General features: G+C 40.9%; 14 protein-coding genes and 1 pseudogene. 6 read left to right on the plus strand and 9 right to left on the minus strand.

The genetic code is table 11. From position 1 onward, the window contains the following. The first annotated feature begins 165 nt into the window (after positions 1-165). Genes ACFIKN_RS08240 through virB11 form a run of 6 tightly spaced genes read left to right on the plus strand, consistent with a single transcriptional unit; the run spans position 166 to position 5,178 of the window. The gene (locus ACFIKN_RS08240) at positions 166-1,089 is read left to right on the plus strand and encodes a type IV secretion system protein (RefSeq protein ID WP_375658230.1); all 924 of its coding nucleotides are present in this window, start codon (positions 166-168) and stop codon (positions 1,087-1,089) included. Between the two features lie 6 nt (positions 1,090-1,095). Beyond that, positions 1,096-1,380: a type IV secretion protein VblB7 gene (locus ACFIKN_RS08245; protein ID WP_375620968.1), complete on the plus strand. Its 285-nt coding sequence runs from the start codon at positions 1,096-1,098 to the stop codon at positions 1,378-1,380. Continuing rightward, a complete protein-coding gene (locus ACFIKN_RS08250) occupies positions 1,377-2,048 on the plus strand; it encodes a virB8 family protein (RefSeq protein WP_375630945.1) in 672 nt (223 codons plus the stop codon). Before ACFIKN_RS08245 ends, ACFIKN_RS08250 begins: the two co-directional genes overlap by 4 nt. 2 nt (positions 2,049-2,050) lie before the next feature. After that, on the plus strand, positions 2,051-2,902 hold the full coding sequence (virB9, locus tag ACFIKN_RS08255; protein WP_375630944.1) for a P-type conjugative transfer protein VirB9: 852 nt from the start codon (positions 2,051-2,053) through the stop codon (positions 2,900-2,902). Positions 2,903-2,929: 27 nt separating this feature from the next. After that, complete coding sequence (virB10, locus tag ACFIKN_RS08260) at positions 2,930-4,108, plus strand: type IV secretion system protein VirB10 (protein WP_375654365.1); 1,179 nt, start codon at positions 2,930-2,932, stop codon at positions 4,106-4,108. Positions 4,109-4,125: 17 nt separating this feature from the next. Next, a complete protein-coding gene (gene virB11 / locus ACFIKN_RS08265) occupies positions 4,126-5,178 on the plus strand; it encodes a P-type DNA transfer ATPase VirB11 (RefSeq protein ID WP_375630942.1) in 1,053 nt (350 codons plus the stop codon). Between the two features lie 837 nt (positions 5,179-6,015). Here virB11 and ACFIKN_RS08270 read toward each other — a convergent pair. The 9 genes and pseudogenes from ACFIKN_RS08270 to ACFIKN_RS08310 all read right to left on the minus strand — a co-directional run. Then, complete coding sequence (locus tag ACFIKN_RS08270) at positions 6,016-6,135, minus strand: type II toxin-antitoxin system RelB/DinJ family antitoxin (protein WP_375630941.1); 120 nt, start codon at positions 6,133-6,135, stop codon at positions 6,016-6,018. A 168-nt stretch (positions 6,136-6,303) separates the two neighbouring features. After that, positions 6,304-7,821 (minus strand): type II toxin-antitoxin system protein adenylyltransferase VbhT, encoded by a 1,518-nt coding sequence (vbhT, locus tag ACFIKN_RS08275; protein WP_375658231.1) that lies wholly within the window; start codon positions 7,819-7,821, stop codon positions 6,304-6,306. Continuing rightward, positions 7,808-7,996 (minus strand): antitoxin VbhA family protein, encoded by a 189-nt coding sequence (locus ACFIKN_RS08280; RefSeq protein ID WP_273790453.1) that lies wholly within the window; start codon positions 7,994-7,996, stop codon positions 7,808-7,810. The genes vbhT and ACFIKN_RS08280 overlap by 14 nt, the downstream gene beginning before the upstream one ends. Positions 7,997-8,194: 198 nt before the next feature. Further along, positions 8,195-8,395 (minus strand): annotated as a pseudogene (locus tag ACFIKN_RS08285) (HigA family addiction module antitoxin). A 164-nt stretch (positions 8,396-8,559) separates the two neighbouring features. Next, positions 8,560-8,781 (minus strand): hypothetical protein, encoded by a 222-nt coding sequence (locus ACFIKN_RS08290; RefSeq protein ID WP_375630940.1) that lies wholly within the window; start codon positions 8,779-8,781, stop codon positions 8,560-8,562. Between the two features lie 574 nt (positions 8,782-9,355). Then, positions 9,356-10,729, minus strand: a complete 1,374-nt coding sequence (gene glmM / locus ACFIKN_RS08295) for a phosphoglucosamine mutase (protein WP_375617881.1) — start codon at positions 10,727-10,729, stop codon at positions 9,356-9,358. Between the two features lie 551 nt (positions 10,730-11,280). After that, positions 11,281-13,443 (minus strand): ATP-dependent zinc metalloprotease FtsH, encoded by a 2,163-nt coding sequence (ftsH, locus tag ACFIKN_RS08300; protein WP_375630939.1) that lies wholly within the window; start codon positions 13,441-13,443, stop codon positions 11,281-11,283. Between the two features lie 114 nt (positions 13,444-13,557). Then, positions 13,558-15,045 (minus strand): tRNA lysidine(34) synthetase TilS, encoded by a 1,488-nt coding sequence (tilS, locus tag ACFIKN_RS08305; RefSeq protein ID WP_375658232.1) that lies wholly within the window; start codon positions 15,043-15,045, stop codon positions 13,558-13,560. Positions 15,046-15,063: 18 nt separating this feature from the next. Then, positions 15,064-16,608: tol-pal system protein (locus tag ACFIKN_RS08310; RefSeq protein WP_375658233.1), on the minus strand; the 1,545-nt coding region annotated here is incomplete at its 5' end.

Below are 16,608 nucleotides of genomic sequence, written 5' to 3' on the forward strand. Positions count from 1 at the left end.
GGCGAAACAAAAAGCCAGACTTGAAAAAAGGGAGGCTGAGACTCAAAAAATACTCGAAAAACAAAGAGCGGAAACACGCGCTGAAGAAGAACGAAGAGCAAAAGAGCGCGCGGCAGAAGAACAACAAAATAACCATTAAGACATAATGAAGAGCGGAGCATCTCAATGGCAGTAGAAAGCAAAGGCATATTCACTAAGATAGACAATATGTTGATGGATCCCCTTACAAAGACAATGAATGACGCCATTGCCCATCTTTCATCAAGCTTAGGTGCTCCGCTTAAACTGTCTTGTACAATTTACATTATATTTATGGGCTACAATATCATCTATGGGCGTTCTTCCATGCCCTTATGGGAATTTATAGCGACAACTTTCAAACTCGGCATCGTTGTTTCACTTGCCACAAAGGCCGATGTTTATAATGAGTGGGTCAGTGGTATATTTTTCCATGATCTGCCAAATGCCATTGCAAATGTCACACAAGGTGCACATTCGGATCGAAATGTATGGGACAATATGATGAACCAAGCTGGAGCACAGGTTTTGGACGCAGCAAACCAATACACAGGTCTGACTCAAATGGGGATGTTTATTGCGACATGGATTGCTGGTTTTATCTGCCTAGTTGCTGCTGCCTTTTTTTGTCTAGTCGGTTTTGTTGTTTCATTATTTGCTAAATTGGGTTTGTTTCTTGTCCTATCAATAGGACCACTCTTCATAAGCCTCTATATGTTTTCCTCAACCAGAAAATTCACAGAAGCATGGTTAGGGCAAGTTGCAAACTTCATCATTTTATATGTGTTAGTCGTGCTGCTTGGTGGTTTATATGTTAACATTTCAATGAAAGTTTTTTCAGGAGATATTACAAATATCTTCACTACTTTAATTCAGTTCTTGGTTGTTGGTCTTGGTGGTATTTACCTTTTCCTCAGACTCCCTGATATCGCATCAGCTTTAGCCTCTGGGGGGGCTTCTCTTACAGGATCAGGACCAGTTGCTAAAGCAACGGCTCAACTAAGTGGACGAGCTGCTAATGCAGCAACAAGGGGCATTAAAAAATTAGCATCACTATTAAAAAAGGTCTAAGTTCAAATGCGGGAATTTAAAAAAATTGGGATTATCTTACCATTTCTCTTTCTCAGTGGCTGTGTGTCTTCACCAAACACACTGAAGTCACTCCCAAAATGTGATGGATATTCTAAACGTCCACTCAACAGATCAATGTGGAATTGGGAAGGGAAAAAACCCACGCCCACACCCATTATCATCAGTAACAACACCCCTTCACCCGTAGAAGGTAAGCTGGAAATGCTTCTGGCACAAAAATTAACGGATGAAGAAATCAAATCTTACAAAAATTGCGGGCAAAAAGCATGAAAGAAAAAGACATAGAACAATACATTGCTGAAGCGCGCTCGTTTGATCAAGATCGCATGCTCGCCTCACGCCGCACCACCCGCGTCTCGCTTGCCATTGCCGGCATCGCGGTTGCGGTTGCAATACTGTCTTCTCTCGCGGTCATCACCCTCACGCCCCTTAAAACCGTGGAACCTTTTGTCATCCGCGTCGACAATTCAACTGGCATCACCGAAGTTGTGGAAGCCCTAAAAGAAGGTCCCACCAATGTCGATGAAGCAATCACACGCTACTTTGCTGCAAAATATGTCCGCTCCCGTGAAGGCTTCACCACAGAAGAAACACAACACAACTTCCAAACCGTCTCCCTCCTCTCTTCTTCAGAAGAACAGGAAAGATTTGCCAGCTGGTATGGAGCAAGAAATCCCCAAAGTCCTCAAATTCTCTATAAACACGCCGCCGTTACAATAACAATAAAATCAATCTCCTTTATCAATGACGATGTCGCCCAAGTGCGTTACTACAGAACCATTCATGACAATGAAACCAACAAAGAATTCATCACCCACTGGGTTGCAACACTTACCTTTGAATATATCAATGCCCCTATCTCTGTCCAAAACCGTTTGATAAATCCTCTAGGGTTTATTGTTAGTGAATATAGAACCGATCCGGAAGTGGTCAACTGATCATGACAAAAAAAATTCTTTTTCTCATTCTTAACATCGCTATTACCCTTTCTTTAACGCCTAGCCATGCCAGTATTTTTCCCACTCGTGCGCCAAGCGATAGCCGCATTCGCTTTATCAACTATGATGCCTATAATGTCACAAAAATTATTGGCTCCATACGCTCATCGGTACAAATAGAATTTTCTCCCAATGAAGAAATTGCCCATGTGGCAATTGGCAACAGCGTTGCATGGGAAGTCGCCCCCGCTGGCAATATTCTTTTCCTTAAAGCGCGGGAAGTCCAACCCATTACCAATCTCCAAGTCGTCACCACAAAGCTTGATGGCTCAAAGCGCTCCTATCAATTTGAACTCATGGTCAAAGATGGAGAAATTTCATCTGGACAAGAAACATATTTCCTTGTGAAATTTCGCTACCCACAAGAAGAAGCAGAACAAAGAAGACTCGCAGCCCTTATGCGACAAGAAAAACAACAAGCCCAGCGTATCGATAATGTCTTCAACGCTTCTGAAACCTACGGACCTCGCAATTGGGCTTACACCGCTCAAGGCTCTATCACTCTCGAACCCTCCTCCGTTTATGACAATGGCAAAACCACAACATTTACATTTCCAGACAACCAAGAAATCCCTGCCATTTACATTGTCAGCAATGACGGTACAGAATCGCTGGTTCCCAAAACCACAAGAGGCAACATGGTGATTGTCCATGCCATTAGCGCACGCTTCACCCTAAGACAGGGAAAAAACGTCCTATGCGTCTTTAACGAAGCCTATCAACCAAAAGGCACAAATCCAAATACCGGAACAACCTCACCATCTGTTGAACGTAAAATTGCATCAGATCTTTAAATAAGCGGGAATTGAAGGGGACAACACATGAGTGATAAATCAATCATCGAAGATCGCGGATCTATTGGGGATGGCAAAAACAATAGCGCCAAAAGCGCTGGCAAAAAAATAGTTGTCGCAATAGCCTGTATAGGAATCTGCGGCTATGTGCTCTGGAACATCTTATCCTCCCCCACAGAACAAAAAGACACCGCAAAAGCTCATAAAAAACAAGAAAAAAGCTTTCACAATTCCCTCGCCCCTTTAGAGCTCGCGCCCTCTGACCCGCGTGCCAACATAGCGCCAATAACCTTACCACCCCCACAACCACTCGCACAAGAACCCAAAAAAGATGACCCACTACTTGATGCCGCAAGACGTGCCCCTGTTCTCGCTTTTGCCAAAGGCTCTAAATCTCAATTAAAAGACATCGTCAACACGACTCTCAACCCCTTTGAAAAATTCCATGCCCTTGAAAATCTCGCGAATGCGCAAAATTCTCCTGCCCTTCAAGACACACAAAATTTTGCAACCCTATTAAAGCCTACCAAAACAGAAGAAGCAAAAGCAAAAGCAAAACTCATCGGCAATAGAAACTTTATCATCGCCATGGGAACCTCTATTCCCTGTATCTTAGAAACCGCATTAAACAGTGAGCAACCAGGCTTTGCAAGCTGCATCATCAACCGTGATATCCTCTCTGACAATGGGCGCGTTGTTTTGCTTGATAAAGGAACCCAAGTGATTGGCGAATACCGCGGAGGGATAAAACAAGGTCAATCTCGCCTCTTTGTACTCTGGACAAGAGCAAAAACCCCAACCGGTGTCATCATCGACCTTGCCTCACCCGCAACCGACAGTTTAGGCAGAGCCGGTTTTGATGGCAACATCAACACCCATTGGTGGGAACGCTTTGGCTCTTCCCTTTTACTCACCGTTATTGATGGTGCCACAACAGTTTTAACAAATAAAATAGTAGGCAATTCCAATAAAGAAGGTTCAAACAACTCTGGAGGCGGCGGTTTTGAAGGCGCAAACAACACTGGAAAAGAGGCCGCCAGTATTGCTCTTGAAAATCAAATCAACATCCCCCCTACCCTAGAAAAATTTCAAGGCGAACTCGTCAACATTTTCGTAGCAAAAGATCTCGATTTTTCCTCTGTCTATAAACTAGTCGTAAAGAGCAAAAGAAACCGCTCTACTCCCAGCTATTCCTTTTTTCATTAAGCCAATAAAGTCACATTATGCCATCAGCAAAAAATGCAGAACGCGCCTCCATCGTTTTAACAAAATTAAAGATCTTAGATGATTTCCTCAATGATGAGAATTTATTTGAAATTGTTATCAATCGCCCTGGCGAAGTAATCGTTGAGGGTCCCAATGGTTGGCAAACCCACATCTTAAAAGAACTAACCTACAGCGAACTAGAAGGGATTGCAAAAGTTGTTGCTGCCTACACAACACAAAAAATCAGTGTAGAAAACCCCGTTCTCTCCGCAACACTGCCAAACAACGAACGCATACAAATTGTTATGCCTCCAGCAGTTGCAGCCAATACCATTAGCATGACCATTCGTAAACCTTCATCACGCACTTTTTCTCTTGAAAGTTTACATGAAAACAATCTTTTTTCTGTTGCCCAAAACACCAGTTTCACACCCACGCAACAAATGACAGAACGGTTATCCGAACTCTCTGATACAGACAAAAAACTAACAGATTTGTTTCTGGCCAAAGACTTTTGCACCTTTTTAGAAAGAGCCGTTATTACACAACAAAATATCTTAATATCGGGCAAAACCGGTTCTGGTAAAACAACCCTCTCCAAAGCTTTGATTGCAAAAATCCCTGACTATGAACGAATTCTCACCATTGAAGACACACCAGAACTTGTCGTTCCGCACGCCAACAAAGTGCAGCTCTTTTATTCAAAAGATAACCAAGGCTTAGCAAAAGCAGGTGCAAAAGAACTGCTTGAATCAGGATTACGCATGCGCCCCGACAGAATCCTTCTACAAGAGCTGCGTGATGGTACAGCCTTTTACTACATCCGTAATGTCAATTCTGGTCACCCCGGCTCCATTACCACCGTCCATGCCTCAACAGCCCTTGCAGCCTTTGAACAAATGACCCTTTTAGTCAAAGAAAGTGACGGTGGTGGTAATTTAGCGCGCGATGATATCCGCGGCTTATTAATCTCGATGATAGATGTCATCATCCAATGTAAACGCCTCGAAGGAAAATTTCGTGTAACAGAAATCTATTACGACCCCTTCAAACGCCGTGATGCTTTTTAAAAAACGCTACCCCTCACACCCTTTTTTATAAGCAAAAACTATACCAATAGAGCTTTCTTAAAAACACGATTAATCGCTTCAAGTTCAGTGTCAATAATCGAAAACAACAAGTAAAAAGAAGTAAAAATATCATCCCCATTCCCAATCACGAATGCGCCCCACAGGAAAACCAAAACGTGCCGAAAATGATATCTATAACCCTATATTTTTTCTGATTTTTTTTGACATCAACATTTGCAGGAATATAGATACCAAATTTAGTATCCGCTTCACCTTTAGCTTCAGACAAGAGCTTCACGAGCTCCTTGTAATATACGAGATCCTGCTTTACTTGCCTTATCTATTATTTTTCTTTTCGATATTCATCAAGGCGCAATATAAAAATTTTCTTCAACGCATTCCTTTCTGATTTTATCAAATTTCCCCAAGATGATTGACTGTAAACATCTTCGATCAACACCGAAATATTTTGACCACCAAAAAAGGGTATAACCTGATATCTCCCTCTTTTACTCTTATGCTTTAAAACCTAACTTTCCTTGGCTTCCCCTCCCGTACCTTCCATAAAATCACCAGCATCTGAATGAGTAGCAATAAAAGAAACAATATCAAATAATTCTTCAAGCGATATGCCTTCTTCTTTTGCAGAAATTCAATAAGCTGCCGTTTCAATCACGGTTTGCATACATCATTCAATATACGGAAACACCCATAACGATAATGATGTAAATTAAAAGCTAATTTGAAGTGAATGATCAGAAATATCAAATATCCAAATGACAAAACAAATCTTACCTATCTTTAGCAATACATACCTCTTTACCCTTGTCACTTCTCTTAACCCTTGTCACTTTTCTCGAAAGTTTTAAGCGTTTTCGCATTAGAAATAGACATATCAAACGGCAATCCTTTTTCATGAACAACTTTTGTCAAAGCAATCCGGATAAAATCAGACACCGGAAGTCCTAAACTTGCTAATATTTCATCGGATTTTTTTTAACGCCCTATCTATGCAGGCACATACAACATCTTTTGTCACACCCATATTAAACACCTCCTTTGATTACCTCTCTTTTACCGTATGGCTTAATAGGGCTTATACAGCATAAGGCTTTATCCTTGCCCTTACCGTATCATATCTATTGATCTTGCACGCGCTATTGCGTTGATTTTCTCCTGTTGTCTCTGTTGCAAAAACTTAACTGCCATTTGAAACTCTTTTATGCGTTCTTTATTATAAGACTGTTCTTTGGGGATTGCTTTTGATAAATCAAAACCATATTTATGAATGGCATCATGTCCAAAACGTTTATCTAAAACAATTTGTAGCTTTAAAAACTCTTGATTAACCTGCTCTGGTATCTTTGAATAACTATCACAACCAGCTTCAACATTTTTTATAAAAGTCACTGCTTCTTGTGAAAGCGAGGGGACTTCAACTTTTAACTGTTCACGCTCCCGTGTAACACTATCCATATGTATCTCATAAGAATTCTTATAAAAGGATTGAAGCTTTTCAATAGAAGAAAGTGCACGAGGAACATGATAAAGCGCTTCTTTTCGTTCTTTTCCTGTAGCCTTCAATTTATCGATAAAACGATCTGACCCACGCAGTTCGCCTGCTCTATCAGGTGCCCTATCCAAAATATCAGAGAGTTTATCGCCTTTACCTGCTAAAATCGTTTGCTCAATCCTAAGCGCAGCCTCTTGTGGATCTCTATAAATAAATGCTAAACGACTGTTTAACTCCTTAAACATATTAACATAAGATTTTTCATTCCTAAGAGCGCTTAGCGCTTTCTGTTCTAAATTAGAATTATCTATATAAGCAGCAAGGTATGGAGCTTTTTCTGTTGCTTTTGCAACAACATTCAAATCATTTTGTAATTGTTCAAGTTCTTCTTTTTGACGTTTAGCAAAACTTGTCTTTTCTCTATCCCAAGGAGTTTCAATCTTCTCTTTTTGTTGTTCCAAGCACTCTTTATTAAGATCAACGCCAAAAGCAATATTTTTGCCAATACCTTGAGAAACATCATCCCTTTTATTTTCTGTAAACTTGGTAAGGTTCTTATAGATGAGTGCAGACAGATATTCTGAATTACCAAAATGTGCTTCAATTGACGCACGTGTCATTTCTTGTCGCTCAATACCCTTCCAGTTGATATGATAACCAGCTTCACGAGCAAGTTGCACCATAAATTCGCGCTGAGTGCGCCCATTCCCCTCTCGAAACGGATGCAACGCATTCAACTCGCCCATGTAATACCCAGCCCTTTGGCTAAAGTCATAAGCGCCAAGACCACGCAGATACTGTTCTTTTGCAAGCTTTTTTGTAATCTTCGGTGCATAACTTTCAATCTGATTATAACTAGCAAACATACTATTGCCTTTGGCAATATCCACTAAACGAACTTGTCCCGCCCATTCATATATGTCGCCAAACAGTCTTCTATGAATCTCTTTCATGTAATCCAGATCAAACTTACCACCAATAGGAGTATGTACAAATTCGAAAGATTTCACATAAGAAATCGTAGATTCTACACGTTGCAGCGTGGCTTTGTCTTTAATACCAAACCGATTATACATCACACCAGTTTCAGGATCAGTATAAGAATCGCCGCTCCCCTTATACTTCTCCACGTTTTACCCTCTCCATATAATCTTTGAGGATATCACTTGTTTCGAGCTCTCCAATAATAACACGTTCCATTTGCTCAACGACTTTTGGATCTGGCTCTAATCCCTCTAAACGTTGGCTTGCCAATGCATTTTCAGCATAAAAGCGACGCAGCTTAATTTCCTCTTCACTCAACATATTAAAACCCTCCTTTGCTTATATTTATTATAGCCAAACAGACTATAGAAACAAGATTTTATTCCTTGTCTTATCCGCGTTACATCTTTTGACCTTGTACGGCTCATACGCATGATTTAGCTCTTGTATACGTCTCTGTTGCAAAAACTTAACTGCCATTTGAAACTCTTTTATGCAATCTTGATCATGAGACTGTTGTTAAGGATTTTTTTTTGATAGATCATAATTTGTTTGCATAGCAAGCCAAGCACGTGCTGTGCTTACACCAGACATTTCAAGCCTAATAGCAAGATTAGCACTCATAGCGGCTTTTCCATTTAAAACTCTAGAAAGTGCTACACGAGATATACCAAGCTACTCTGCTGCTTCATTAACGGATAAACTAAGCTCTTTGATCACATCTTCTCACAATAATTCACCGGGATGTGAAGGATTCTTCATCATTGTTTAGACCTGCTTTTTGATGACAATCCAGATAATCAACCATTTCGACATCTATGCTATCAAAGCGAAATATTACGCGACAATTTCCATTTACAGTAATTGACTAATAATCCTTGAAATCACCTTTTAGCAGATGTAATCAAAAGGACGGATAACTCAAAATCTTTTGGCGATACATCTCCTTCAAGAGCACTTAGAATACGCTTTAATTTTTGAGCATGGGCGGTTCTAATCCCTTCAGTCGTACCAGTATTATAGAAGGCTTCAATCCTTTTATGTTTAAATCCTAAAATCATAAATGAATATAGAGTGTCCCCCTCCAAGATCCAAAAAATGTTCATTATTTTTACATCACACGGCTTTTTTTACTTTATAAACATTAGAACTGTCGTGAAAAAATCGATCATTCTCATCTCTTTCTCATTATTCTACTAATTATTGGAAAAGTATAAGTTCATAATTAGGAGGAGCTAAACGTAATAGGAGCGTATCATATCTCCAATTGGCAGCGGCACTTAGAAACATCAAGATGATATAACCACAATGACCATTGCTGTTTGATGTTCATGGGGCGCTGCACCCGCTATATGTCCAGTAAAAAGAATGAATAACACTAATAAACTCCCCCTACAAACTCTGTTAAACTAATAACCGGTTTACGAATAAGTAAAAGAAAAAGGAAAATCAAAAAAAGGCATATTTTTTATATCTTACGAACTATAGAGAACTCTATACGCATTGTAGTTATTAGAATTAGACTTTTCCCTTTTTTATTTAATTTGTTCGTAGATAGAGTATCCATTACCGTTATTACATCACTAACAGAGTTAATAATCATACCTTTTGTAATTGCCAAAATCCCGCATTAAAATCAGACCTTTATTCAAAGATGATCTGATAATTTTCTCAAAAAAATCAAGATTCCTCAAGTGCAGTCCCCATGCGTACATCATGATGAATAATAACATCCATCAACTCTGTCACGACAGTGTCCAATACTTCTCGTGCATCGCCTTCAGCCATAAGGCGGATAACCGGCTCAGTTCCAGAAGCACGGATCACCAGCCGTGCCTCTTTTCCCAACCGCTTCTCTGCTTGATCAATGGCCGTTTTGACTGGATTTTTTTTCAGGACATTTTTATTTTTAATCGTTACATTTTTTAAAATTTGCGGTACAGGTTCAAACCGTTTACACAATTGGCTCATAGGGCTTTGACTTTCCTTCATACAGGCTAAAATCTGCAATGCAGCCACCAAGCCATCACCCGTTGTGCCAAAATCACTGAGCACGATATGGCCAGAAGCCTCACCACCAACATTATATCCCTTTTGGCGCATGGCATCGACAACATAACGATCTCCAACTTTTGTCCTTACAAGGTGCAACCCTTTGCTATTCAAGAAACGTTCCAGTCCAAGATTTGACATAATCGTTGTGACAACACCATTACACCGTAATCGTCCCATTTTATGCCAATTTTCAGCAATTACAGCAATCAACTGATCTCCATCAACCGTTTGTGCTTTTTCATCAACAATGAGAACACGATCTCCATCTCCATCAAGAGCAATCCCCACATCAGCACGCACTTCATGCACTTTTCGTTTTAAAGAGCTTAAATCGGTTGATCCACATTTTTGATTAATATTGGTCCCATTGGGTTCATCATGAATAGCAAAAACCTCAGCCCCCAATTCCCATAAAGCACGGGGAGCCGCTTTATAAGCAGCCCCATTGGCACAATCCACAACAATACGCACAGTATCTAAGCGAACATCACGCGGCAAAGTTCGTTTGGCATATTCAATATAACGATAAATATCCCCCTCAACCCGTTTTGCATAACCAATTTCGGCAGAACTTGCTAAAGATTTTGAAAGATCTGTATCGATCAATTGTTCAATTTTGGCTTCCATATCATCTGAAAGTTTAAAACCATCAGGACCAAAAAGTTTAATTCCATTATCATAGAACGGATTATGAGAAGCAGAAATCATCACTCCAAGATCCGCTCGCAAAGAGCGGCAAAGCATTGCAACAGCAGGGGTTGGCACTGGACCCAATAAAAAAGCTTCCATCCCCGCAGCAGTCAATCCTGAAACCAAAGCGTTTTCCAACATATAACCAGATAATCGTGTATCCTTGCCAATCACCACACGATGAGATTGATGTTGTGAGCGAAATAAAACCCCTACAGCCATCCCCACCTTCATGGCAAAATCGGGTGTCATAGGAAATGAATTGGCTTTCCCCCGAATTCCATCTGTACCAAAATATTTTTGCACCATGCCTCTTTCCTTTAATATATAATTCTTCCCTTGGCTTTTCCTTAAACCCCTAACAAGCCCCCTTGGTACAATAGTCCCCCCGCTCCCCGTATAAAATCAGATCATTGATCTAAACCTTCATGCATTTAAACAATCAAGCCCCCTATTCACCATCTACACATCTAAACCACTCTCAAGCAATTATGTTTACACCCTTCCACATAAAAGCAATATTATCTCCTCAAAATGCTCTATACACCCCTTTAATACAACCAACGGATAATCTCACACACTTGCTAAATCCGTAAAGAAACCCAGCACCAAACCTCATACCCTACAAAATCAGCAAGGAAATCTATCGCCTAACCTCACAACCCTACCACATTAGAAAAGCAACAGTCCACCTCGCCTTGTAGCATGCTAAAGCCGTCATAATACAACGGCTTTGCTTAATTTTTTGCTTCCATATTTTTGCAAATATTACAAGAAAGGCGCAAACAAAACTTGCGCCTTTCTCAAAAAAATTAGAAGTTTTCCTAAAACATCGTCACTCAAGCGGTATTAAATAATTCTTATTTTTCTTTATCATCTCCCGCAGTATTGGACTTCTTTTCAGCATTACTTTTAGAGCGGTTGACTGATTTTGTAGTACCTTTTGTGCTTTGTGCTTTTTTCTCAGTCTCATCCGATTGCACTTCTTTAGACTGAGCCTCCTTAAGCACAACATTACTGGATTTTGCTGTTTTTTTCCCAACAGCTGCCTCTGCTTTGCCTGCCTCGCCTTTATCGGTCTCTACTTTATGAGGCGCTGTTTTAGAGACTGCTTCAGCGTTTTTTTCATCCACCACTGTTGTCTCTGTCTTCATTTTTCCAGTTTTTGGAACAGAAGACCCCCGTGGCGCAGCACCCTCATCTTTCTGTGTGCGTGAAGGAGGCTTTCCTGCAATAACTTCGTTAATTTCAGCTCCCGTTAAAGTCTCATATTCCAACAAACCTTGTGCCAAAGCAAACCATTCTTTTCTTTTTGTTTTCAAAATGTTTGTCGCATTTTTATAGGCATCATCAATAAGCTTACGCACTTCCATATCAATCATGCGTGCTGTTTCTTCAGAGACATTTTGTGTTCGCGCAACAGAATGACCCAAAAAGACTTCATCTTGGTTATCGCCATAAGCTACATTTCCAAGCAGATCAGAAAATCCCCACCGTGTGATCATTGCACGTGCTAATTTCGTTGCTTGCTCAATATCAGAAGAAGCACCGGAGGTGATATTTTCCTTTCCAAACTTTAATTCTTCAGCCACACGTCCACCCATCATAATAGCCAAACGAGAAATCATCCACCGATAACTCATAGAATAGCGATCGCCTTCAGGCAATTGCATCACCATTCCCAATGCTCTTCCCCTTGGAACGATTGTTGCTTTGTGGACAGGATCAGCAACCGGCACATTAAGAGCCACAATAGCATGTCCTGCTTCGTGATAAGCAGTGAGTTCTTTTTCCTCTTGTGTCATAGCGGTTGAACGACGTTCAGCCCCCATCATCACCTTATCTTTGGCATCTTCGAATTCTTGCATCGTGACAACTCTTTTATTACGGCTCGCAGCCATAAGAGCAGCTTCATTGACCAGATTCATCAGGTCCGCACCGGAAAATCCTGGTGTTCCCCTTGCCAAAATTTTCAAATCAACGTTAGGCGCTAAAGGCACGTTGCGCACATGCACTTTCAAGATTTGCTCACGCCCAGAAACATCAGGGTTTGGCACAACAACTTGCCGATCAAAACGCCCTGGTCTCAATAAAGCAGGATCAAGCACATCAGGACGGTTTGTTGCGGCAATAAGAATAATACTTTCATTGGGCTCAAACCCATCCATTTCGACAAGCAACTGGTTTAAGGTCTGTTCACGTTCATCGTTTCCACCGCCAAGACCAGCCCCCCGATGGCGTCCAACAGCATCAATTTCATCGATAAAGATAATACAAGGTGCATTTTTTTTAGCCTGTTCGAACATATCGCGCACACGGCTTGCCCCAACACCAACAAACATTTCAACAAAATCAGACCCTGAAATGGTAAAGAATGGCACATTGGCTTCACCTGCCACAGAACGAGCTAGCAAAGTTTTACCGGTTCCTGGAGGACCAACAAGCAAAACACCGCGTGGGATACGCCCCCCTAAGCGTTGAAATTTTTGTGGTTCGCGTAAAAATTCAACAATTTCTTGAAGATCTTGCTTTGCTTCTTCAACGCCAGCAACATCTTTAAAGGTAATACGTCCTTGCGCTTCATTAAGCAATCTTGCTTTCGATTTCCCAAATCCCATTGCACCACGTGATCCATTTTGCATTTGCCGCATAAAAAAGACCCACGCCCCCACGATAATAATAACAGGTAATAAGGAAAAGAGGAGATTGAGGAAAATGCTATTTCCAGAGCTTTCAGGAATAGCTTTAACATTGACGTTTTTGCTTTCCAACTTTTGTATCAAACCTGGATCGCGAGGAGCATAGGTTGAAATAGCTCTATGTTCAATGGTTTTCCCTGTTAATTTTTGACCTTGAATGGTCACAGATTTCAACTCATTATTCTCAACTTTTTGCAAAAATTCAGAATAGGAGACTTCTCCACCACCAGAACGTTGGCTATCTCCATTAAAGAGAGAAAACGACACAATCAAAATCAAGGCAATAACTCCCCAAATAAGGAGAGAGCGGTAATTGGAATTCATATTCAGCCCACTTAATCAAATATAGATTTCAAACAGTTCCCCTTAACATATAACCTTGTCAGCCCCTTGCCAAGGGATGAGAAGCTGTTTATTTTCTTTTAGAGTAATTTTCCTTTATCTTTTCACCTCAATATTAAAAAAAGGTTCCACAACATTCACCAAGGCAGCATCTTCTCGTGAGGAAAGCCAATCGAAAGGTGCCATAATCCGCTTGACGATAACATGTTTATGAACAACTGCTTGAGAAATCAACTCTGGAATATCATACCCTTTATGATTTGAGATCATCAGCAGCGATTGTAAAGAGGGAAAATGAGGCTTTTCAAGCTCAAAATCGCTATTTTTTAATAAAAATTTCAGCTGTTCTAAATTTGCGGCTCCAACCTTTATAGCCTCATATCCATGATTTGTGATATGATAGCGCCCATCCCATATAAAAGTTTTATCTGGCTCAACGATAGCCTCTTTCATATTTCGCCCTTCACGCCACAAAGAAATTCCGTGCTTGTTATATTCAATAACAGAACCCGCATAAGTAAAACGCTTCTTTTCTGGAGAATCGAGACAGAGTTTTTGAACAAGCATGCTTAATTTCTGATTGGGGAGCAAATAAAATCCCCCTCCCATCAGCACAGCAAAGAGCCCCACCACGAAAGGAAAACTGGAATGTTTCTGTAAAAATAGCGCAGGCTTTGCTATGAAACAACGCCCATGTTGGACAGTAATATCCAGCGCTAAGATCAAATCAGCAATATTTTTGGCTTGTTGACGACGCTGCAATGCGGCTTCATTTATTTTTTGAGCAATATAAGCCAATTTTTGTGGAGAAAGAGATTGACGCACGCGCACACGTTCAAAATTGCGATCTTCATTGGTTGGATCATCAATCCATGTTTGTCCTTGTAAGCGTAAATAATTCCGTAATGTTTGGCGTTTTACACCAAGGAGTGGCCGAATCAAACGCACTTTTCTATGCAACAACGCCTCACGCGGAATACAGGATAAACCGCGCTCATAGAGGGAACCATAGTTTTTTTCGGCAATATTTTTTCTCGTTTTTCTGGTATGATCCTCATCACGTATACCCTCGGCTTCACCGCGCAAAGCACCAGCAAAACCACTGGCATAAACCTCATCGCGCATAGCAACAGCTTCACTATATAAAGCACCTCTATTCTTTTGGAGACGTTGATACCGCATATGATAGGTCTCAACCTGATCATTGAGTGTATGCCCCGTCATAATAAGTGATGCGCCTTGTTTTTGTGCTTCTTTAACCAAGAGATCATAGCGTGCAACACGCGCGCTGGAAGCAATATGCGTCTTTGGCTTTTCGCCTTCCCATCGCATAGTGATATGTTGAATATCATGGACACGACAAATTTTCGCAACAGTTTCTGCTTCACGCATCGATTCTTTACGCAATTGATGATCAACCGTGACAACAATCATTTCTGGAGGAAATGCGAGAGTTTCCAAATGCTCTTTGACCAAAAACATCAAAGCCAAAGAATCGCTTCCCCCTGAGACGGCAAGAATCAACTTCTGACATTGAATAAAATCCGATGTTTTAAAGAGATTTCTTGCCAGTCTAACGCACACCGAAAACGACCTCGCTGTTTATTTTGCAGATTTACAAAAAACAGATGCTAATGTTTGTTGACGTTTTGATTTTTTCACAAAATGAGCACAATCGTCTTTATTTGGCTCAAGAGCGACCATACTTCTTGCTAATTTCAGCAAAATCTCAGAGGTATAGAGCTTCTTTTTATCTGCATACCATGCGGTAAGATAAACTTGTGCTGCTTCATGATAGCGTTTTTGCCCCAACAAAGATTCGGCCAACCAAAATAAAGCATCATCACTCAAAGAATCTTTTTTGTAACGATTTTGAAAAGCGCAAAAGCTTTTTTCAGCATCAACATAGTTAGCAGAACGAATAAAATCATACCCTTCCTTATACAAAGCTTTAGAAGAAGAAAGATTGTCACTCTGATGTGCTTCAATTGGAGCACTTACTTCATGCGCTTTGTTAAAAGGTTGACTGTTTTCATGATCATGGCTCTCCACCTTAGCTTCCACAGCAGCAACCTTTGTCTGATCACCTGTACTATGGTCCTGCTCTATCTCTTCTTTTACAGTCTGAGATTTTTCATCTACAGCAGACTTTTCAAAAGAACAAGAATAAACAGAAGAGGCTTCTGTATCAAAAAGCTCGTGAAACTGCTTGTTAACATTTTTTAGACTGTTATGCTCAAGCACCATTCGTATCTTATGCAAAAGCTTATCTAAATCATAATCTTTAAATAAAGCCTGTTGATTCTCTAAAATAATCCCTTGGTGCTCCGCAACACTAGTGGCTTTTTCCATCGCGCTAGATGCTGCTTTATCGGTTGCTTCAGGAGCTTCTTTTACAGCATCAATTGCCTTATTAACAGCGTCAGTGGCTTTTTCCACCGCGCTAGATGCTGCTTTATCAGCTGCTTCAGGTGCTTTCTTCACATCATCGACAGCCTTATTAACAGCGTCAGTGGCTTTTTCCACCGCGCTAGATGCTGCTTTATCCGTTGCTTCAGGAGCTTCTTTTACAGCATCAATTGCCTTATTAACAGCGTCAGTGGCTTTTTCCACCGCGCTAGATGCTGCTTTATCAGCTGCTTCAGGTGCTTTCTTCACATCATCGACAGCCTTATTAACAGCGTCAGTGGCTTTTTCCACCGCGCTAGATGCTGCTTTATCAGCTGCTTCAGGTGCTTCTTTTACAGCATCGACAGCCTTATTAACAGCGTCAGTGGCTTTTTCCACCGCGCTAGATGCTGCTTTATCAGCTGCTTCAGGAGCTTNCACCGCGCTAGATGCTGCTTTATCAGCTGCTTCAGGTGCTTTCTTCACATCATCGACAGCCTTATTAACAGCGTCAGTGGCTTTTTCCACCGCGCTAGATGCTGCTTTATCAGCTGCTTCAGGTGCTTCTTTTACAGCATCGACAGCCTTATTAACAGCGTCAGTGGCTTTTTCCACCGCGCTAGATGCTGCTTTATCAGCTGCTTCAGGAGCTTCTTTAACAGCATCAACAGCCTTATCAACAGCGTCAGTGGCTTTTTCTATCACATCAGATGCTGCTTTATCAGCTGCTTCAGGCGCTTTCTTCACATCATCAACAGC

The sequence above is a fragment of the Bartonella sp. CL436QHHD genome (genome assembly GCF_042195105.1).
Taxonomy (GTDB): Bacteria; Pseudomonadota; Alphaproteobacteria; order Rhizobiales; family Rhizobiaceae; genus Bartonella.